This window comes from Thalassobaculum sp., assembly GCF_040219615.1.
Classification (GTDB): Bacteria; Pseudomonadota; Alphaproteobacteria; order Thalassobaculales; family Thalassobaculaceae; genus Thalassobaculum_A.
Window position 1 is genome coordinate 16,484 of the sequence record NZ_JAVJSE010000023.1, and the last position, 20,791, is coordinate 37,274.

The following is a 20,791-nucleotide window of genomic DNA, read 5'->3' on the forward strand; positions in this document are numbered from 1 at the left end:
ATATCTGCCATAGCACGATCCGTCACGAGCCGCGGACCAAGTATCCGCGCGCCATCCTGCGCCGTTCGAATCCGGGCGGCCCCTCAGAGATTGGGAGGAATCCGATGCGCCTGACACCATACGTGCGTGCTGCCGGCCTCGCTTTGCTGGCCGGCGGCCTTGTCCTCGCCCAGGCATCGGGCGCGGACGCCAAGCGCGAGCGCTGGAAGCTCGCCAGTTCCTACGGCTCCAACCTCGACGTCATCGGGGGCAACATCACCCGGGTGCTCAAGAACATCGATGCCGCCAGCGACGGCGACCTGAAGATCCAGTTCTTCGAGCCGGGCGCGCTGGTCCCGGCCCTGCAGGTGTTCGACGCCACCTCGACCGGCTCGATCGACGCCGCCTACTCATCGGCGGGCTTCCACGCCGGCAAGCTGCCGCAGGCCATCTTCTTCGCCTCGGTGCCGTTCGGGCCGAGCGTGAACGAGTATTTCGGCTGGATGGTCGGCGGCGGCGGTTACGAGCTGTATGCCGAGGAATACGGCAAGTACAACGTGGTGCCGCAGGTCTGCGGCATCGTGGTCGCCGAATCCTCCGGCTGGTTCCGCAAGGAGGTCTCGTCGACCGAGGACCTGCGCGGCATGAAGATGCGGTTCTACGGCCTCGGCGCCAAGGTGATGGAGAAGTTCGGGGTATCGACCCAGCTGCTGGCCGGCGGCGACATCTACCCGGCCCTCGAGCTCGGCTCGATCGACGCCACCGAGTTCTCCTACCCGACGCTCGACAAGAGCCTCGGCTTCTACCAGATCGCCAAGCACAACTACTTCCCGGGCTGGCACCAGCAGGCCTCGCTGCTGGAGATCATCATGAACGGCGACAAGTGGAAGGGCCTGACCGACGCCCAGCGCAAGACCGTCGAGCTGGCCTGCGGCGAGGCCAACATCTGGTCGATGGGCAAGGCCGAGGCGACCCAGGGCGAGGCCATCGCCTTCCACAAGTCGAAGGGCGTGGCCGTCCACAAGTGGCCGGACGAGACGATCGCCAAGTTCCAGAAGGCCTGGGACGAGGTGGCCCAGGAGCAGGCCGCGGCCAACCCCGACTTCAAGCGGGTGTTCGAGGCCTACACGGCGTTCCGCGACAAGTACCGGCCGTGGAAGGAGCTCGGCTACCTGAAGTAGCCGGACGGGACCGGAGCCGCCGGCGTCGAGGTCCTCGCGGACCCGGCGCCGGCGCGCCGGCGATCAGTCGGCCGCCCCGAGCCCGACCGGCGGGTCGCCCATTCCGACCGCGCTCTTGACCTTCTCCCGGGCCCGCTGGAACACGACGTAGAGCATCGGGATCAGGAACACGCCGATCGACGAGGCGGCCAGCATGCCGCCGAACACCCCGGTGCCGATGGCCTTCTGGGTGGCCGCGCCGGCGCCGCTGGCCAGCAGCAGCGGCAGCAGTCCGAGCAGGAACGAGAAGGCGGTCATCAGGACCGCCCGGATCCGCAGCCGGGCCGCCGAGCACGCCGCGTCGACGATCGAAAGCCCCGCCGCCCGCTGCTCCATCGCGAACTCCACGATCAGGATCGCGTTCTTCGAGGCGAGGCCGATCAGCAGCACCATGCCGATCTGCGCATAGACGTCGTTGGACAGGCCGCTGACCCAGATCGCCGCGAGCGCCCCGGTGATGCCGATCACGACCGACAGCAGGACCACCGCCGGCATGCTCCAGCTCTCGTACAGCCCGACCAGGAACAGGTAGCCGAAGATCACCGCGAAGACGATGGCGAGCAGCGTCTGGCCGCCGGCCAGCTTCTCCTGGTAAGCGGTGCCGGTCCATTCGTAGCCGAACCCGTCCGGCAGGTTCTCGGCCGAGACCCGCTCCATCGCCGCGAGCGCCTGGCCGGAGGAGTAACCGGGCGCCGGCGCGCCGTTCACCGTGACGCTGCGCTGGTTGTTGTACCGCACGATGGCCTGCGGCCCGACCACCAGCCGCGTCTCGACGATGCTGCGCAGCGGCACCATCTCGCCCTGGGCGTTCCGAACGTGGATGCGGCCGATGTCGTCGATGCTGGTCCGGTCCGCCGCCTCGCTCTGGATGTTGACCTGCCAGGTGCGTCCGAACTTGTTGAAGTCGTTGACATAGAAGCTGCCCAGCGTGGCCTGCAGCGCGACGAAGACATCGTTGATCTCCACGCCCAGGGTCCGGGCCTTCGGCCGGTCGATGTCGAGGCGGACCATCGGCGTGTTGTTCGACCACAGCGTGAAGGCGTATTGGATCTCCGGCGCCTGGTTGGCGTTGACCAGCAGGCCACGCAGCGCCTGCGCCATCTCTTCGATCGGCTGTCCGGAGAGGTTCTGGAGCTGGTATTCGAAGCCGCCGGCATTGCCGAGCCCGGAGATCGGCGGCAGGTTGAACAACGAGATCGTGGCGCCCGGGACCGCCCGCAGCTCGGCCTGCAGCCGCTTCAGGGCGGCCCCGACGGTCAGTTCGGGCCGGGCCCGCTCCTCGAACGGCTTGAGCCTGCCGATGACGATGCCGTTGTTGGGCTGCGACAACCCGCTCAACAGGCTGAAGCCGATCACGGTGAAAACGTCAGAGACCGCCGGATCCCCGGCCACGATCCGTTCGACCTCGCCGAGCATCGCCGACGTGCGCGCGACCGAGGCGCCGTCCGGCAACTGGACCTCGCCCATGAACAGTCCCTGGTCCTCGTCGGGGAGAAAGCCCTGCGGGGTCGCGGAGAACAGCCCCGCCGTCCCGACCATCAGCCCGGCGACGGCGACCACGCCGACGACCGAGAAGCGGATGATCCGGTCGACGACGAAGGCATAGCCGCCCGTCACCTTGTCGATCTGCGCCAGCATCGCCCGGATCGGCGCGGCCGGCCGCTCGCCGCGCTTCAGGATCAGCGCGCAGACCGCCGGACTCAACGTCAGGGCGTTGAGCGACGAGATCGCCACCGAGAACGAGATCACCACGGCGAACTGCTGGAACAGCGAGCCGACGATGCCGGGAATGAAGCCGACCGGGACGAAGACCGACAGCAGCACCAGGGTGGTGGCGATGACCGGCGCGGTCAGCTGGCGCATGGCCTTGAGGGTGGCCTCCCGGGGGTCCAGTCCCTCCTCGTCCATCAGGCGCTGGACGCCTTCCACCACCACGATGGCGTCGTCCACCACGACGCCGATCGCCAGGACCAGCGCCAGCAGCGACACGGTGTTGAGCGTGACCCCCATGACCGCCATGGCCGCGAAGGTGCCGATCAGCGACACCGGAATCGCCAGCGCCGGCACCAGCGTCGCCCGGAACGACCCCATGAACGCGAAGGTCACCAGCACGACCAGCACGAAGGCGGCGATCAGCGAGGAATAGACGTTCTCGATGCTCGACTTCACGAACAGCGTCGTGTCGTAGGTGATCGAGTAGTCCAGGTCCTCCGGGAACCGGTCCTTGAGGCGGTCCATGGCGGCGGTCGCCGACTCCGCGGTGGCGATCGCGTTCGCCCCGGGCAGCCCGTAGATCGCGATGCCGGCCGCCGGGCGGCCGTTGAGGCGCGTGAAGGTGTCGGAGTTCTTCGCTCCGAGCTCGACGCGGGCGATGTCCCGCAGGCGGATGGCCGACCCGTCCGGGTCGGCGCGGACGATGATGTCCTCGAACTCGCCGACGTCCACGAGGCGGCCCTGGGTGGTCAGGTTGAGCTGCAGAGCGACGTCGTCGCTGATCGGCTGCGCCCCGATCCGCCCGACCGCAGCCTGGACGTTCTGGGAGCGGATCGCGGCGACGATGTCGCTCGGCGTCAGGTCGAGCGCGGCCAGCCGGTCGGTCTCGAACCAGATCCGCATCGAATAGTCCTGCACCCCGAACAGCTGGGCGTCGCCGACGCCGGGCACCCGCTTCAGGGCGTCCACGACGTTGATGACCGCGTAGTTGTTGAGGAACAGCGAGTCGTAGGTGCCGTCGGGCGAGAACAGCGTGAACACCTGGAGCAGCGAGGTAGACTTCTTCTTCACGCTCAGGCCCTGCCGCTGCACCTCCTCCGGCAGGGACGGGATCGCGAGGGACGCCCGGTTCTGGGTGTTGACGGTATTGAGGTCCGGGTCGGAGCCGACCGCGAAGCTGACGGTCAGCGAATAGGACCCGTCGTTGCCGCTCGTCGACTTCATGTAGATCATGTTCTCGACGCCGTTGATCATCGCCTCCAGCGGCTGGGCGATGGTCTGCTCCACGACCTCGGCGTTCGACCCGGGATAGAAGGCCGACACCTGGACCTGCGGCGGCACGATGTCCGGGAACTGTTCCACCGGCAGCGTGGCCTGGGCGACGATCCCGGCGATCGAGATGACCAGCGAGATCACGATCGCCAGGCGCGGCCGGCGGACAAAGATCGCTGAGAACATGGCCGGTTACGCCTTCGGCTCGGCGGCGGAGGCGGTCACCCGCATTCCCGGGCGGACCTTGAGCATGCCGTTGACGATCACCCGGTCGCCGGGCTTCAGGCCGGCCTTGACCGTCACGTCGGAGCCGAACTGGTCGCCCAGGGCGATCACGCGCTGCTCCACCGTGTCGCCCTCGCCGACCAGCAGAACGAAGCTGCCGCGCTGGTCGACGCCGACCGCCGCCCTGGGCACCACCAGGGCCGATACCGGCTGCTTCGACTGCACGACGACGACCACGTACTGCCCGTCGATCAGCAGGTCATCCGGGTTCGGGAAGGTGCCGCGGAGGGCCACGGTATCGGTGCTCGCATTCACCTGCACGTCGGCGAAGTCGAGCGTGCCGGGATGCTCGTAGGTCGTCTCGTCGGCCAGCCGGAGCCGAAGTCTCAGCAGGCCGAGCGCGTCGCCGGAATCGGCCTTCCCGGCGCCCGTGTCGCGCCGGAACTGCAGGAGCATCTTCTCCGAGATGCCGAAGACGACGTGGATCGGGTCGTTCCTGACGATGGTCGCCAGCACCCCGCTGTCCGGCGAGACCAGGTTGCCGACCTTGACCGACGACCGACCGATCTGGCCGTCGATCGGCGATCGGATCTCGGTGTAGGAGAAGGTGATGAGCGCGCTCTGCAACGCGGCCTCCGCCTGCGCGACCGACGCCTTCGCGACCAGGAAGTCGGCCCGGCGCTCGTCGACGGTCGCCTGCGAGATGTTGCCGCGCTTGGCCAACTGGTCCGCCCGCTCGAACTGCACCCGGGCGTTCTCGAGCTGTGCCTTCGCCGCCTCCAGATTGGCCTCGGCCTCCTGGACGCGGGCGGCGAACGGCGCCTGCTCGATCACGTAGATCAGGTCGCCCCGGCCGACCCGGGCGCCGTCGGCGATCGGCTGCTGCTCCAGAAAGCCGTCGATGCGGGCCCTGAGCCCGACCCTCTGAACGGCCTCCATGCGCCCGACGAAGCTGGCCTGCGGGGTGACGTCCTTCTCCGCCGCAACGACATAGGTGACGGCGGGCAGCGGGACGGCCGGGCCGCTCCCCGCGCTCTGCGCCAGGGCATGGCCGGAGGCCAGCAGCCCGGCCAACGCACAGGCGTGAACGATACGGCGACTCAGCATCCGGCTACTCCCCCTCGCAGGCCATCATCGCAATCGAGCGGTCCGACGGCGCCCCGCCTCATGCAGGCGCCGGCGCCTCGGCGCCCTTGATCTGGGTGCGGTGCATGACCCGGCGGGCCGCCGCGTCGAACGGGTCGCGCCGGTGCATGGTGACGCGGTTGTCCCACATCAGCACGTCGCCGACCCGCCAGCGGTGCTTGTAGGTGTTCTCGGCCCGGCAGGCATGGGCCCACACCCGGTCCAGCAGCGCCTCGGACTCGGCCAGCGGCAGCCCCATGACATAGGCGTTGCGGCGGCGCCCGAGATACAGCACGTCCGGGCCGCCGGCCGGATGCCGGCAGATCGCCGGGTGCGGCGTCCCCTCGCAGGTCTCCGGGTTGTCGTCGACCCGCACACCGGCGCGCAGGTAGCCGCCGGAATTGTAGGTGCCGTCATGCTTGATCATGCGGCCGTCCAGGGCCCGGCGCAGGTCGCCCGGCAGGGCTTCCAGGGCGGCGGCCATGCTGCACAGCCAGGTGTCGCCGCCGGCCGGCGGCACCTCCAGCGCATACAGCAGCGAGGCCCGTGGCGGCGCCGCGAGATAGGACATGTCGGTGTGCCAGACCGCCTCGCCGGCCCCCAGGCTGCCGATCGGCTTGCCGTCGGCGCCGAGCACGTTCGAAACCACGTAGATCTCGGGGTATCCGGGCACCGCGGTCCGGCCGTTCTCCATCAGCGGCGCCTCGTCGAGCGCACCGAACCGGCGGCTGAACGCCACCAGGTCGTCGGCCCCCAGTCGCTGGCCGCGAACCAGGATCGCGCCGTAGCGCTCGAACGCGTCGCGGACCGCGGCCGCCCGCCCGTCGTCCAGCGCCGCCAGGTCGACGCCACGCAGTTCGGCGCCCAGCGTCGGGGTCAGTGGCAGAACCTCGATCGCGCCGCTCGCCTGCGCCTCGCTCATCGCTTCCTCCCGGTGCTTCGTCGTCACCCGCCCGACACGGTGCGCCCGACGCCGGCTCCGGTCAACGCGCCGGCGCCACCGTTCAGCGCCGGACCACCCGGACCATCAGGATGACCGGGATCACCGCGAACGAGGTGATCGCGAACAGCGTGAAGGCGTTCAGGTAGCCGATCATCAGCGCCTGCCGGCCGATCTCGCGGGACAGGCCGGCCAGCGCCTGCACGCTGCCCAGCGACCAGGTGCCGAACAGGCTCTCCTGCATGTCCAGCGCCTGGTTCATCGGCGAGGCGTTGACCGTCAGTTCGGCATAGCTCTCGCGGGCGCTGCGAAGCGCCAGGGCGATCGACAGCGAGATGAAGATCGAGCTGCCGAAATTGCGCACCAGGTGGAAGATCGCGGTCGCCTCCGCGGTGTTGCGCTTGTCCAGCGTGGCGAAGGTCACCAGGGTCAGCGGCACCCAGATCACGCCGACCCCGAAGCCCTGCAGGCAGCTGGTCCACAGCACGCCCCAGGTGGTCATGTCGACGCTGAACTGCGCCATCGTCCAGCCGGCGATCCCCTGGCAGGCGAAGCCGGTGACGAGCAGGACACGCGGGTCGAACTTGTTGGCCCAGAACATCAGGAAGAAGCCGGCCAGCGTGCCCACTCCGCGGGCGCCCAGCACCAGGCCGATGATCGAATCCGGGTAGCCGCGCACCCCCTGCATCAGCGGCGGCAGCAGGGTGGTGGGCGTGAAGTTCAGCATCCCGAAGATGAACACGATGACCAGGCCGAGCGCGTAGTTGCGGTCGGTCAGCAGGGCCGGGTTCAGGAACGGCCGTTCGGCGGTCGCCGAGTGCGCGATGAACACGTACAGCGCCAGCGCCGCCACCGCCGCGCACATCAGGATGGTACCGGACGACAGCCAGTCGAGCCGCTCGCCCTGGTCGAGCATGAACTGGAAGCTGGCGATGAACACCGACAGGGTCAGGAAGCCGGTCCAGTCGAGATGCGAGGAGCCGGCGCGGCTTCGATCCTTGATGTAGACGAACACGCCGGTGAGCGCGACCAGCCCGCACGGCACGATCATGAAGAACACCCAGCGCCAGTTGTACAGCTCGGAGAGATAGCCGCCGACGGTCGGCGCGAGCACCGGCCCGACCACCACGCCCATGCCGAAGATCGCCATCGCCGAGGCCTGCTTCTCGCGCGGATAGCTGTCCATCACGATCGCCTGGCTGAGCGGTACCAGCGGGGCGCCGAACGCGCCCTGCAGGACCCGGAACAGCACCAGACCCTCGAGCGAGGTCGCCAGCCCGCAGGCCAGCGAGGCGCAGGTGAAGCCGATCACGCCCCAGATCAGGATGGCCCGGCGCGAGAACCTGGCCGCCAGCCAGCCGGTCATCGGCGTCGCCACCGCGGTCGCGATGATGTTGAAGGTCACCACCAGGGCGATCTGGTCGGTGGTCGCCGACAGCGAGCCCTGCATCTGCGGCAGCGACACGTTGGCGATGGTCACGGTCATCGCGTACAGCATCGTGACCATGGTCAGCGTGCCCAGGATCATCGCCCGGTCGAAGGCGGTCGGGGCGGAGCCGGTGTCGATGGCGGTCGTTGTCATGGCAACGACAATACGTCGGCGTCGGCCAGGACGCACGCGATTGGCGGCCGGGATCGAACCACGGAGTTGATCGGAGAGGCCTCGGTCGGTCGCGCCGCTGAGATCGGGACGGCAGGCGCCGGGACGGCGGGCGCCCCTCCCCCAAGGATGCGCCCGCCGCCGGCTCCCCCCAAACCTCCTCGATCGCTGTCGAAGCGCTCTCGGAGGGACCGGTCCACGTCCCGGATCCTGTCTACGGCCTTTGTCTAAACAATTCCTTAATTCGCCGGCCCGGCCCGGTTCAGCCGGCCTGGATGCGCGCCAGGAAGGACTGCACGGACTCGCGCATGCCCGCCGACTGGTCCGCCATCTCCTTCGCCACCGTCAGCACGCTGACGGCCTGCCGGCCGGACTCGCCGGCGGCGGTGTTCACACCCTGGATGTTCGCCACGACCGTATCGGTGCCGTGGGCGGCATGGTTCACGTTGCGGGAGATGTCCTGGGTCGCCGCGGTCTGCTGCTCCATGGCCGCCGCGATCCCCACCGAGACCTCCTCGACGCCCTTGATGATCCGGCCGACCCCGGCGATCTCGGCGACCGCGCGCTCGGTCTCCTGCTGGATCGAGGCGATCTGGGCGCTGATGTCCTCGGTCGCCTTGGCGGTCTGGGTGGCCAGGGCCTTGACCTCGGAGGCCACGACCGCGAAGCCCTTGCCGGCGTCGCCGGCGCGCGCCGCCTCGATGGTCGCGTTCAGGGCCAGCAGGTTGGTCTGCTCGGCGATGTCGGTGATCAGCTTCACGACCTCCCCGATCGTCACCGCGGCGGCCGACAGCGAGGCCATGACGGCGCTCGCCCGCTCGGCCGACTCGGCGGCGTCGGCGGCGTCGGTGCTGGCCTTCTGGGTCTGCCGGCTGATGTCCTGGATCGACGCGGTCAGTTCCTCGGTCGCCGCCGCCACGTTCTGCACGTTGGCGCCGGCCTCGGTCGCCGCCGTCGACACCGCGGTCGACTGCCGCTCGGTCTCCTCGGCGATCGCGCTCATCTGCTCGGCGGTGCCGCGCATCCGGTCGGCCTGATCGGTCAGCCCGGCCAGCATGTCGGCGGCCTCGGATTCGAACGCGGCGACCAGCTTCGCAACCTCCGCCGCCCGTGCCAGCTTCTGCTCGGCGGCCTTGTGCTGCTCCTCCGTCAGGCGCCGGTTCTCGGCAATGCCGTCCTTGAACACCTGGACCGCCAGGGCCATGCGCCCCAACTCGTCGCCGCGCTCGGTGCCGGGGATGTCGGAGTCGAGCTGTCCCTGGGTCAGCCTGCCCATCACCTCGGTCAGCCCGGCGACCGGCAGCCCGATGCTGCGCCCCAGGGCCAGCCAGGCCGCGATCGCGAACACCGTCGCCAGCAGCGCGCCCACCACCGCCACGGACAGGGTCAGGCGAAACGCGCTGTCCATCCCGGCCTGGCTCGCGACCAGCGAGTCCGAGCCGAGCTGCAGGAGCGCCTGGAGCTCGGTTCCGGTCGCCGCGAGGAACACCGTGCCGGCCCCGTTGGCCTCGATCACCCGGGCCTCGTCGACCGTCAGGGGCTTGCGCATCAGCTCGATCTGGCGGTCCGCGACGTCGCGCCGCCAGGTCGCGACATGCGCCTTCAACCGGTCGAGACTGGCCATGCCGACGGTACCGGCGAGCCGGCCCGCCGCGTCGGCCGCGGCCCGCTCGAACCGGGCGCCGGCGTCCTGGTACCGGGTGATGTTGGTGCGGTCGCCGGACAGCAGCAGCCCGCGAACGGCCAGCACCTGATCGGCGATCGCGACGCTCAGGTCATTCAGTACGCGGCTGGTCTCGGCGACCGCCACCGTCCGTCCGGCCCCGTCCTCGGCCTGCCGGATCTCGACCGTCGTGACGACGCCGCCGGCGACGATGATCGCGATGATCACGGCGAAGGCGGTCAGCAGCTTGCGGGATATCGGGACGTTGTTAAGCCAGGTCATGTCGGCTCTCCCCTCTCACGAGCCCTTGCCGGCGGCGGCGCGCCGCTCGAGCTCGGTCAGGTTCACCTCGGCGGTCACGGCGCCGATCCTGGCGCCGTCCGCGTCCGTCAGGGTCAGGTTGATCTGGCAGCGCCAGGTCGCGGTCTCGTCGTTGAACTCCGGCTCGTCGACGAACACCGCGTCCGCGCCGACGTCGAAGGTCTTCTGGAACTTGGCCTCGTCGGCCTGCCAGTAGTCCGAGGTCACGCTGCTCTGGCCGGCGTTCAGCCCCTTCGCGGTCATCACGAAGATCTCGGTGTAGAGCCCGGCCGAGCCGGCCTGGATGCGCAGCAGATAGCCGGACAGCGGGCTCGACAGCACCGCGGTGATCAGCGGCTGGTCGTCGGCCTTGCGCTCGTCGCGCCACTGCTTGTCGAGGGTATCGATGGTCGCGTGGTCGAGCTTGGCCTGACGGGCGTTCAGTTCCGCCAGGGTCAGGCGCACCACCGGGACAGACGAGAAGGCCCGGATCGACTGTATGAGGGCCGCCGAAACCAGGTCTTTCGACGGGGACTGCGCCGCCGCTTGCTGCACCGCAACAAAACAAGCGATAAACGGAATCAGTAACCATAAACCCGGATGTCTTGGCATTTTCATACGAACCTCCCGCTTCGAGAGCACTCGCAGGCCATGTCGGGCGACATTAGTTAATTTCTCGCATTATATCATGAACTTTCACTTAAACTCCAAGAGATGTCCGGAGACTCGACCGGCCTTCGCGCATGCCCTCTTAACCTGCGCCCCGATCCCCCCTAATCTGCGCGCCGCGTCCAGCAGAGGAGACCCGCGCATGGCCGACGCCAATCCGTCGCCGACCTTCCCGAAGGCCCCGATCCGGGCGATGCCGGCACCTGGCTGGCCGCCGACCCAGCGCGACTCCACCTCCGGCATCGATCCGGCGCAGATCCGCCGGATGAACCTGAACGAGTCGCCGTTCCCGCCCTCGCCCAGGGCGATCGCGGCGATGCAGGAGGCCGCGACCCGGGTGAACTACTACCCGGACCCGCGCTGGCGCGACCTGACCGAGGCGCTGTCGGCCCACACCGGGATCGCGCAGAACCGCATCGTGCTCGGCAACGGCTCCGACGAGCTGATCGTGCAGATCGCGCGGCTGGCGGTGTCCGAGGGCGACGAGGTGCTGGTGCCGACCCCGTCCTTCCCGAGCTACGGCAAGGTCACGGCGATCAACGGCGGCAGGCTGGTGACGGTGCCGGTGCGCCAGGACGGCGCCGCCGACATCGACGGCATGCTGGAGGCGGTCACCGACCGCACCCGCCTGGTGTTCCTGTGCACCCCCAACAACCCGACCGGCGGGCTGCTGTCGACCGAGGAGGTCGTGCGCCTGGCCCGCGGCCTGCCGACCAGCACCGTGCTGGTGGTCGACGAGGCCTATTACGAGTACGGCCGCCACGCCGGCGGCCAGGACCATCTCGCGGCCCTGGCCGACGTCCAGGTGCCGTGGGTGTCGTTCCGAACCTTCTCCAAGGCCTACGGGCTGGCCGGCCTCAGGGTCGGCTACGCGCTGTGCGGCTCCGACGCCATGGCCGAGGCGTTCCAGAAGATCCGCAGCGTGTTCAACGTCAGCCGGATCGCCCAGGCCGGCGCGCTGGCGGCGCTGGCCGACCAGGAGCACAGCCGGTCGATCCTGGAGCGCACCCGGATCGAGCGCGAGCGCATCGCGGCCGGCCTCGCCCGGCTCGGCTGCGAGGCGTTCCCGAGCGTCGGCAACTTCGTGTCCGCGAAGTGCCCGAAGCCCGCCGGCGACGTGTGCGCCGGGCTGGAGGCCCGCGGCGTGATGATCTCGCGCCTGCACGCGCCGGGCTACGACGACTACATCCGCATCACCACCGGCAACGCCGACGACACCGACGCCCTGCTGGCGGCGCTGGAAGAAGTGCTGGGGTAGCGACTTCGGGTAGGGCGTCCGTCGCTCCGTGGGTTCCGGAGCCGGACGCTCACGCGTCCCCTCCGGAGTGACGGAAGCACATGATCGTCATCCCGGAGAGTCCCGGACCCGATCCGGGACGGCTCCGGGACCCACCCGCCGCTTCGGAGCCGAACGCGACCCGCCTACCCGTGGTTCCAGTTGTCCGGGTCGTCGTTCTCGCCCGGCGACAGGCCGAGGATGTCGCCGTCGGTGTTGACGCCGAGGCCGAGCACCGTGCGGTTGGCGTAGGAGAAGTAGGCGGTCACCTGGTTGATCTCCAGGATCTCGCCGTCGTCCCAGCCGGCCGCCCGCATCGCCTCGACGCTGTCCGGCGTCATGCCGGCCGGGTCGCGGGTCAGCCGCTCGGCATAGCGCACCGCCGCCAGGTCCTTCGGCTCGAACGCGGCGTCGGCGGTGCCGGCCTCGAAAGCGGCGCGGATCGCGTTGGCGCGCTCGTCGTCGCCGAGCAGCCGGCGCAGCCCCTGGAAGTGGTGCTCGACGCAGTAGGAGCAGCCGTTCAGGTGGCTGACCAGCACGCCCAGGGTCTCCAGGAAGTGCTTCGGCACCTTGTTGGCGGAATGGTGCAGCACGTATTTGTAGAGGGTCATGTGGCCCTCCATCGAATGCGGCCGCAGCGAATGCGCCATCATGATGTTGTCGACGTTGTCGCCCGGCCCCTTGACCCGGTCGTACAGCGTCTTCAGCCGGCCGGTCGCTTCGGCATAGGGTACGGTGCGGATCCAGGTCATGCGCGGGCTCCCGATGGATGACGGCGATACTGTACGGAGGCCGCCGCCGCGACGCCACCGGCCGGAAACGCGACGCCGCCGGTTCCGCAACGCGGCCGACCGTGCCAGAGTCCCGGCGAGTGCCAGACACCCCGGCACGGCCATGCCCGCTTCGCGCGCCCCGGTTCCGGCCGGCGCCCGAACCTGGACCAACCGATGAGCCGAGACGGCTACGACCTGAAGCGATCCGCGTCCCTCGCCCTCTCGGAGGCCGAGGCAGAGGCGACGCGACTGTTCCTCGACCTCTGGCGCCGCAAGGCCGGAGACCGGTTCGCACCGGGCCGGGACGACTTCGACTGGCTCGAACTGCCGATGGAGGTGGTGCCGCGGATCATGATCGTCGACGTGCTCGACGACCCGCGCGACTTCCGGTACCGCTATTTCGGCACCTGGCACGTCGACTGCCACGGCCACGACATGACCGGGAAATGCGTCAGCGAGTACCCGGACCCGGACTACCGGGACTTCGTCGCGAACGACTATGCCAACGTCCTTGCCGTCCGGGCACCCACCCTGTCGACGGTCTCGATGACCCTGAACGACCTTCCGTACCGCTGCGAGATCCTGCGCCTGCCGCTGTCCGACGACGGCCGTACGATCGACAAGATCATGGTGGTCGAGAGCGAACTCGACTGATGCGCCCCGGCGGCTACCCCCGCCCGTACAGCGCGTCGAGCTTCTCCCAGTAGTTCTCGCGCACCTTGTGGCGGCGGACCTTCAGGGTCGGGGTCATCATGCCGTTCTCGGTGGTGAACGGCTCGCGCGCCACCACGAAGCGGCGGATCTTCTCGATCTGGGCCAGGTCCCTGTTCACCCTTTCGACCGCCTGGCCGACCGCCTTGCGGAAGTCGTCGTCGTCGCACAGCGCCTCGAGGCTGGCCGAGCGGCCGTTCTGCGACGCCCATTCCTCGACGAAGCTCGCCTCCGGCACCACCACCGCCACCAGGTAGGGCCGCTTGTCGCCGTACACCATGGCCTGCAGGATCTCGGACTCCAGGGTCAGCTTGCCCTCGAGCCGGGCCGGCGAGATGTTGTCGCCGCCGGAGTTGACGATGATGTCCTTCTTGCGGTCGGTGATCTCGATGTAGCCGTCCGGGTGGACCATGCCGACGTCGCCGGTGTGCAGCCAGCCGTCGACGATGGTCGCGGCGGTGGTCTCCGGGTCGTGCCAGTAGCCCTTCATCAGCAGGTCGCCGCGCACCAGGATCTCGCCGTCCTCGGCGATCCGGACCTCGACCCCGCGCAGCGCCGGGCCGACCGTGTGGATCTTGATCGCCCCCGGCGGGTTGGCCGACACCACCGGCGACGCCTCGGTCTGGCCGTAGCCCTGGAGCAGGGCGACGTCGAGGGCCAGGAAGAACTTCCCGATGTCGGGATTGAGCGCGGCGCCGCCCGACACGAAGGCCTTGAGCCGGCCGCCGAAGCGCTGGCCGACCTTGCGGCGCACCAGCAGCCCGAGCAGCCGGTCGTACAGCCGTTCGCCGAAGCCGAGGCTGGACGGATCGTCGTAGCGCTTCTGGCCGAGACGGACCGCGTCGTGGAACAGCCTGGCGCTGCGCCCGCCCTTGCGCTCGACCCCGCGCAGGATGCGGTCGTGCAGCACCTCGTAGAGCCGCGGCACCGCGGTCATGATGGTCGGGCGCACCTCCTGCAGGTTGGCGGACAGCTGGTCCGGCCCCTCGGCGTAGTAGATCTGCGCGCCGATCGAGATCGGGAAGAACAGCCCGGCGGTATGCTCGTAGGAGTGCGACAGCGGCAGCAGCGACAGGAACACCTCGTCGCCGAGGCCGATGCTGTGCAGCAGCCAGTAGGCGCCCATGCAGTTCGCCAGGATCGAGCGGTGCGTCAGCATCACGCCCTTCGGCCGGCCGCCGGTGCCGGAGGTGTAGATGAAGCAGGCGGTCTCGTCGCGGTCGATCGCCCGGGCCGACGCCTCGATATCGGCCTCGACGTCGCGGTCGCTCTCGTCGCCCATCGCCAGGACCTGGTCCCAGCCGTACAGGTTGATGCCGGAGGCGTGCGGGTCGCTCGGCGGCTCCATGCTGATGACGGTGTCGCAGACCTCGGCGCTGCGGGCCGCCGGGATCACCCGCTTGGCCAGCCGCTCGGTCGAGACGATCGCCGCCGCCGCGCCGGCGTGGTCGAGGATGTAGAGGTGATCGTCGACCGTGTTGGTGGTGTAGGCCGGCACGGTGACCGCGCCGATCGCCATGATCGCCAGGTCGGCGATCGCCCATTCCGGCCGGTTCTCCGCCACCAGCACCACCCGGTCGCCCGGCTTGATGCCGAGCTGGCGCAGGCCGCCGGCCAGCCGGCGGACAGACCCGGCGGCCGCCGCATAGCTGGTCGGTTCGTAGACCTTGTCGCGCTTGGCCCACAGGAACGGCCGTTCGCCGAGCCGCCGGGCCTGGTCGAAGAACATGGTCGGCAGATTGGGGACCGCCGCGTAGTCCATGGAACCTCCCTCGAACCCCCCGTCGCCCTGTCACCGGTGCCAGTGCGGGCCGGAATCGTGTGCCGGGCGCTTGGCGCACCCGCTGGGCATGGTTATATCGCTCGCAAGGGTCGGGTTTCCACCGCTACCGGGCCAAGGGATCGACTTTCCAACCGACGAGGATGCACAGAATGGCCGATACCGCCGCCGATCTCGGACCGCTGCCGCACTGGGACCTCGCCGACCTGTATCCCGGCCCCGACTCGCCCGAGCTGGCCCGCGACCTGGAGCGCTGCGAGGCCGACGCCAAGGCGTTCCGCGACCGATACGCCGGCAAGGTCGCCGGGCTGAGCGGCACCGACCTGGGCCGGGCGATCGCCGCCTACGAGGCCATGGACGAGATCCTCGGCCGGGTGATGTCGTTCGCGCACCTGACCTATGCCGGCGACATGTCCGACCCGAATGTCGGCAAGTTCTACCAGTCGATGCAGGAGCGGGTGAACGCGATCTCCACCGAGCTGCTGTTCTTCACGCTGGAGATCAACCGCATCGAGGAGGCCGAGCTGGAGGCCAAGCTGGCGGCGCCGGAGCTGGCGCATTTCCGGCCCTGGCTGCGCGACACCAGGGCGTTCCGCGAGCACCAGCTGTCCGACGACCTGGAGAAGCTGCTGCACGAGAAATACGTGGCCGGCCGGGCCGCCTGGACCCGGCTGTTCGACGAGACCATGGCGCGGCTGCGGTTCCCGATGGACGGCAAGGAGCTGACCACCGCCGAGGTGCTCGACCGGCTCAGCAACCGCGACGGCACCGTGCGGCGCAAGGCGGCGCAGGTGCTGGGCGAAGTGCTGGGCAGGAATGTCGGGCTGTTCGCGCTGATCACCAACACGCTCGCCAAGGACAAGCAGATCGACGACAAGTGGCGGCGCTACGCCAAGCCGATCTCGCTGCGCAACCTCGCCAACCAGGTCGAGGACGAGGTCGTCGAGGCGCTGGTGACCGCGGTGCGCGGCAAGTACGGCCGGCTGTCGCACCGCTACTACAGGCTGAAGGCGCGCTGGTTCGGGGTCGACACCCTCGACTACTGGGACCGCAACGCCCCGCTGCCCGAGGACGACGACGCGCAGATCCCGTGGAGCGAGGCCCGCGACACCGTGCTCGAGGCCTATGCCGGGTTCTCGCCGCGGCTGGCCGAGGTGGGCAAGCGGTTCTTCGACAACGCCTGGATCGACGCCCCGACCCGGCCCGGCAAGGCGTCCGGCGCGTTCGCGCACCCGACGGTACCGAGCGCCCACCCCTACCTGCTGCTGAACTACCAGGGCAAGACCCGCGACGTGATGACGCTCGCCCACGAGCTCGGCCACGGCGTCCACCAGGTGCTGGCCGGCCGGCAGGGCCAGCTGATGTGCGACACCCCGCTCACGCTTGCCGAGACCGCCAGCGTGTTCGGCGAGATGCTGACCTTCCAGGCGCTGCTCAAGAAGCGCAGCGACCCGGTCGGCCGCCGGGTCATGCTGGCCTCCAAGGTCGAGGACATGCTGAACACGGTGGTCCGGCAGATCGCCTTCCACTGCTTCGAGACCCGGGTGCACGACGAGCGCCGGACCGGCGAGCTGACGCCGGAGCGGCTCGGCGAGATCTGGATGGAGATCCAGGCCGAGAGCCTGGGACCGGCATTCCGCTACGACGACGGCTACAAGGCGTTCTGGTCGTACATCCCGCACTTCGTCCACTCGCCGTTCTACGTCTACGCCTACGCCTTCGGCGACTGCCTGGTGAACTCGCTGTACGCGGTGTTCCAGGGGGCGGAGGCCGGGTTCGCGGACAAGTACCTGGAGATGCTGGCGGCCGGCGGCACCAAGCGGCACAAGGAACTGCTGGCGCCGTTCGGGCTCGACGCCTCCGACCCGGCGTTCTGGGACAAGGGCCTGGAACTGGTCGAGAGCATGATCGACGAGTTGGAGGCGATGGGGTAGCGGCGCGCCCGTCGCTCCGTGGGTTCCGGATGCGTCCGGCATTAGGCAGCAAACGCACCTAAGCCAATCGCGGCGATTCTTCCGGGTCATCGAGCGGCACAACTTCATGCACCGCCGTTACGATGTAGGCTCGCGGCTCGCCCGCGATCCATTGAACGTGCGTATCCACAACGAAGGCGTTGGCGAGCGGGTTCACATCTCCCCTCACCATCTGATCCTTCAGGCTCTGGAAGCTCTTTCGGAAGTACACCGGGAGCGCCTTATCGGAGATATCTGGGATGATGCCCCGATCTCCGGTTCGTCCCGTCTCCTTCCCTGGCTTGCGGCTCGCCTGCTCAAAGAACAACATCACCTCGGCTGCCGGCTTCGTCGATGGCTCTATCTCTGACTCCAACATCAACGGCTGTTCATCGCCCGCTATCGCCTGATCGATATTGATGGCAGCGCGGTTGATTTCGGGTTCCGAAAAGATGTACTCCGCTACAGTCTCCTCATCGCCGGTCGTCTTCCGAAAGCGCGCATGCTTTATGCCGAGACTTGACCCTGTCTTGCCCGCTATCGGCTTAATGAAATTCTTAAGATCGGCGGCATCGTCTCTTGTGACAGACTGCGTAACATCGCGCTCAACGCGCGTCGGGTCAGAGAATGCCTTGATGCCGGCACTCAGGCGCCTTGTGAAATCAGCGACAATGACCGCGTGGTCCATCGCCACTATAATCTGCCCCATGAATAACGCATACGGGACGATCTCTGCATAGACGCTGCCGGTGGTCAGCTTGGTCACGTACAATTTCGGCGGCGGCTCTCCGCTCGGAGGATAATGCCGCTCATAATAGCGCGCCAGCGCGGCAAAACTGCTTGTCAGATCGTGCAACTCGATTGGCCCACCCGGATCAAGGTGGATCACGATCCGATCACTTGCTTCCTCTGCTGTCGCTTCAATCGTCATAGCTCAAGTGTAGCTCCCGCGTTCCGATAGCGGCTAGACACTGAATGAAGAACGCCGCCGAAAAGCCCCCGCGCGCGACCTTGTTTCGCAGGTTCACGGGCGTCTCGTGAGCGCCCCTTTCCGCCAGCCGTTCCGATAGCTGGTCGTAGGTGATCGCCCGCCTGGTCATCTCCGCGCGGAGAATGCCCTTCACCAGGTTCACCCACTTGTCGTCCGTCTTCATAGCGCCGTCCTTCATGTTACGGACGCCATCATATTTGTTACGAACGCCATTGACAACGCTACTGCGTGCCGCCATATTCGTTACAACAGTAACGCATTTGATGGCACAGACAGATGGCTCAGCACTTCCTCCTCTCCGCCAAGGCCCGCACGCTCAGCGTGGTTTCCGTGGCCCGCATGTCGGAAGACGAGGCGCGGGACGTGTTCCGTTCGTTGCGCTGGGCCGATGGCGAGCCGGTGTGCCCGCGCTGCGGCTGCGTGGCGGTCTACGAGTACAAGACCCGCCGCATCTTCAAGTGCCAGGGCTGCGGCCATCAGTTCAGCATCACGTCCGGTACGATCTTCGCGAGCCGCAAGCTGGCGGTGCGGGACATCCTGCTGGCCATCGCGATCTTCGTGAACGCAGCCAAGGGCATCAGCGCGTTGCAGCTCGGTCGCGATCTGGACGTGCAGTACAAGACGGCTTTCGTCATGGCCCACAAGCTGCGCGAGGCGATGGCTGCCGAGCACGCGGACATGATGCTGGCCGGCGATGTCGAGGTTGATGGCGCCTACTTCGGCGGCTACGTCCGTCCCGAGAACCGGAAGGAAGATCGCCGCGACCGTCGCCTGAAAGAGAACCAGACCGGCAAGCGCCGCGTCGTGGTCGTGATGCGCGAGCGTGGCGGTCGGACCCTGCCGTTCGTGGTCCGCAGCGAGGATCAGGCGGTGCCGACGATCCGCGAGCGGGTCGCCACCGGCTCGACCGTGTACGCCGACGAAGCGGCCTCATGGGACGATCTGCACGCAGCCTACGACACCAAACGCATCAACCACTCGGTCGCCTTCATGGACGACGGCGCCTGCACCAATCAGGCGGAAAGCTACTTCTCCCGCCTGCGTCGTGCCGAGTGGGGCCAGCACCACTACATCAGCGGCCGGTACCTGTACGCCTACGCTTCCGAAATGGCGTGGCGCGAGGATCACCGTCGGGTCACGAACGGCGAGGCGTTCCACCGCGTGATCGCCGCCAGCATGGCCCATCCGGTGTCGCGGGTGTGGAAGGGCTACTGGCAGCGGTCCATGAAGTAGCGCGGCGCGCGGCGCGCACCGAATGGCAGCGGGGCACAAAAAACCTGACCGGGGCGCAAAAAATCTGACCGGGGCGCAAAAACTTGAGCCCAAGCGCACGCTATGGCAGCGTAGTCACGCAACATTCGCGGTGATGACGATGCCCTTGTTCACTCATAGAGATGATGTGTTCGTGGCCGGCGGTCAGCCGACGATCACCTATGTAGACCGAGAAGAAACCCATATTGAGCGACAACTTGCACGAGCGATAGCGACACCAAATCAGATCGTATCGCTGTCCGGGGCGACCAAAACTGGCAAGACCGTTCTGTGCCGTAAGGTACTAGGTAAAAGGCAGTTCGTGTGGATTGATGGTGGGCAAATAGCGTCGGCCGACGGCTTCTGGAGTGAGGTTAGAGGCGAACTAAGCATTCCGGATGAAACAGAGTTTACGCGAGAGACCGGAGACACCATAACCGGGGGTGCTGATCTGGTAATCACAATGAAGGGATCTCATCTTTCAAAAACATCATTAAAAGAAAAAAGAAGCACAAAATCTCTGGCCGATACACTTTCTATTCTGATAAAAGAGAAAATTGCCATAGTTATAGATGACTTTCATTATTTAAATGAAGAAACAAGAAGATCAATTGTCAGAAATATTAAAGGCGCCGTTTTCAATGGTCTGAAAGTCGTGTTGCTTTCGGTAACTCACCGAGTGTTTGATGCAATAGAAGCAGAAACCGAACTGACCGGTCGATTTACTTCGATCATTCTGCCGGAATGGAGTTTAGATGACCTTAAGAAAATCCCGGAAATCGGATTTCACGCATTAAACGTTGAATGCCCAACCGAGATAATTGAGAATCTCGGAAGAGAATCACAAGAAAACCCATTTCTTATGCAGAAATTCTGTTGGGAGATTTGTTTCGATTGTGGAATCGAAGAAAAAAATTTAATAAGAAAGCAAAGAATACCAGATGATTATAATATTGAGGAAATGTTTGTGCGCATTGCGAAAGATGCTGGCCTTCCGATTTACAAAATTCTAGTCGCGGGACCACAGAGCCGAAAACAGCGGGCGAAAAGACCTCTGGCGGATGGCGGTAATGCCGATATTTATGAGGCAACAATGTTAGCGTTGGCAGGAACGGGGCCAAAGTCAACAATCAGTTATGAGGAATTACGATCAGAATTAGGATCTATGCTCTCTGATAAGATGCCACAAAAGCATGAAATCACGTCAGCATTAAAGCATCTCGCGCAAATATCAAGAAACAAGGAACTGGAGTCGGCCATCGACTGGGACGATACAAAGCGCGAGATTAATATAACTGACCCATACCTTAGATTCTATCTCAGATGGCAAGTACGAGAGCGATAGCGGATC

Annotated in this window: 16 protein-coding genes; 6 read left to right on the top strand and 10 right to left on the bottom strand. The window is 66.9% G+C overall.

Annotated features, from left to right (window positions below; genetic code table 11):
* Positions 1-104: 104 nt before the first annotated feature.
* Positions 105-1,160: a TRAP transporter substrate-binding protein gene (locus RIC31_RS13005; RefSeq protein WP_350107874.1), complete on the top strand. Its 1,056-nt coding sequence runs from the start codon at positions 105-107 to the stop codon at positions 1,158-1,160.
* A gap of 63 nt (positions 1,161-1,223) precedes the next feature.
* On the opposite strand, the gene RIC31_RS13010 is transcribed toward RIC31_RS13005, so the two are convergent.
* The 6 genes from RIC31_RS13010 to RIC31_RS13035 form a co-directional block, all read right to left on the bottom strand.
* On the bottom strand, positions 1,224-4,370 hold the full coding sequence (locus RIC31_RS13010; protein WP_350107878.1) for an efflux RND transporter permease subunit: 3,147 nt from the start codon (positions 4,368-4,370) through the stop codon (positions 1,224-1,226).
* 6 nt (positions 4,371-4,376) lie between these two features.
* Positions 4,377-5,516, bottom strand: a complete 1,140-nt coding sequence (locus tag RIC31_RS13015) for an efflux RND transporter periplasmic adaptor subunit (protein ID WP_350107881.1) — start codon at positions 5,514-5,516, stop codon at positions 4,377-4,379.
* 58 nt (positions 5,517-5,574) lie between these two features.
* Positions 5,575-6,456 (bottom strand): TauD/TfdA dioxygenase family protein, encoded by an 882-nt coding sequence (locus RIC31_RS13020; RefSeq protein WP_350107884.1) that lies wholly within the window; start codon positions 6,454-6,456, stop codon positions 5,575-5,577.
* An 82-nt stretch (positions 6,457-6,538) separates the two neighbouring features.
* Positions 6,539-8,056, bottom strand: a complete 1,518-nt coding sequence (locus RIC31_RS13025) for a DHA2 family efflux MFS transporter permease subunit (RefSeq protein WP_350107887.1) — start codon at positions 8,054-8,056, stop codon at positions 6,539-6,541.
* 280 nt (positions 8,057-8,336) lie between these two features.
* On the bottom strand, positions 8,337-10,019 hold the full coding sequence (locus RIC31_RS13030; RefSeq protein ID WP_350107890.1) for a methyl-accepting chemotaxis protein: 1,683 nt from the start codon (positions 10,017-10,019) through the stop codon (positions 8,337-8,339).
* A gap of 15 nt (positions 10,020-10,034) precedes the next feature.
* Positions 10,035-10,505, bottom strand: a complete 471-nt coding sequence (locus RIC31_RS13035; RefSeq protein ID WP_350107893.1) for a hypothetical protein — start codon at positions 10,503-10,505, stop codon at positions 10,035-10,037.
* A gap of 343 nt (positions 10,506-10,848) precedes the next feature.
* Between RIC31_RS13035 and hisC the strand changes: the two genes are divergently transcribed.
* Positions 10,849-11,964 carry a histidinol-phosphate transaminase gene (gene hisC / locus RIC31_RS13040; RefSeq protein ID WP_350107896.1) on the top strand — a complete coding sequence of 372 codons (1,116 nt, stop codon included), beginning with the start codon at positions 10,849-10,851 and terminating at the stop codon, positions 11,962-11,964.
* Positions 11,965-12,128: 164 nt separating this feature from the next.
* On the opposite strand, the gene RIC31_RS13045 is transcribed toward hisC, so the two are convergent.
* Positions 12,129-12,734 carry a carboxymuconolactone decarboxylase family protein gene (locus tag RIC31_RS13045; RefSeq protein ID WP_350107899.1) on the bottom strand — a complete coding sequence of 202 codons (606 nt, stop codon included), beginning with the start codon at positions 12,732-12,734 and terminating at the stop codon, positions 12,129-12,131.
* 195 nt (positions 12,735-12,929) lie between these two features.
* Here RIC31_RS13045 and RIC31_RS13050 point away from each other — a divergent pair, with 195 nt between their 5' ends.
* Positions 12,930-13,409 carry a PAS domain-containing protein gene (locus RIC31_RS13050; protein ID WP_350107903.1) on the top strand — a complete coding sequence of 160 codons (480 nt, stop codon included), beginning with the start codon at positions 12,930-12,932 and terminating at the stop codon, positions 13,407-13,409.
* A 13-nt stretch (positions 13,410-13,422) separates the two neighbouring features.
* Here RIC31_RS13050 and RIC31_RS13055 read toward each other — a convergent pair whose 3' ends face one another.
* The gene (locus RIC31_RS13055; protein ID WP_350107907.1) at positions 13,423-15,228 is read right to left on the bottom strand and encodes an AMP-dependent synthetase/ligase; all 1,806 of its coding nucleotides are present in this window, start codon (positions 15,226-15,228) and stop codon (positions 13,423-13,425) included.
* 161 nt (positions 15,229-15,389) lie between these two features.
* Here RIC31_RS13055 and RIC31_RS13060 point away from each other — a divergent pair, with 161 nt between their 5' ends.
* Entirely contained in the window at positions 15,390-17,180 is a 1,791-nt protein-coding gene (locus tag RIC31_RS13060) for a M3 family oligoendopeptidase (RefSeq protein ID WP_502990124.1), read from the top strand.
* A 58-nt stretch (positions 17,181-17,238) separates the two neighbouring features.
* On the opposite strand, the gene RIC31_RS13065 is transcribed toward RIC31_RS13060, so the two are convergent.
* Together RIC31_RS13065 and RIC31_RS13070 are read right to left on the bottom strand one after the other, a co-directional pair.
* Positions 17,239-18,129, bottom strand: a complete 891-nt coding sequence (locus RIC31_RS13065) for a hypothetical protein (RefSeq protein ID WP_350107912.1) — start codon at positions 18,127-18,129, stop codon at positions 17,239-17,241.
* The gene (locus RIC31_RS13070; RefSeq protein WP_350107915.1) at positions 18,119-18,352 is read right to left on the bottom strand and encodes a DUF6471 domain-containing protein; all 234 of its coding nucleotides are present in this window, start codon (positions 18,350-18,352) and stop codon (positions 18,119-18,121) included. The genes RIC31_RS13065 and RIC31_RS13070 overlap by 11 nt, the downstream gene beginning before the upstream one ends.
* 113 nt (positions 18,353-18,465) lie before the next feature.
* Between RIC31_RS13070 and RIC31_RS13075 the strand changes: the two genes are divergently transcribed.
* Both RIC31_RS13075 and RIC31_RS13080 read left to right on the top strand, forming a co-directional pair.
* Positions 18,466-19,422 carry an IS1595 family transposase gene (locus tag RIC31_RS13075; RefSeq protein WP_350107918.1) on the top strand — a complete coding sequence of 319 codons (957 nt, stop codon included), beginning with the start codon at positions 18,466-18,468 and terminating at the stop codon, positions 19,420-19,422.
* Between the two features lie 22 nt (positions 19,423-19,444).
* A complete protein-coding gene (locus RIC31_RS13080; protein WP_350107922.1) occupies positions 19,445-20,785 on the top strand; it encodes a type 1 periplasmic-binding domain-containing protein in 1,341 nt (446 codons plus the stop codon).
* The last annotated feature ends 6 nt before the right edge of the window (positions 20,786-20,791 follow it).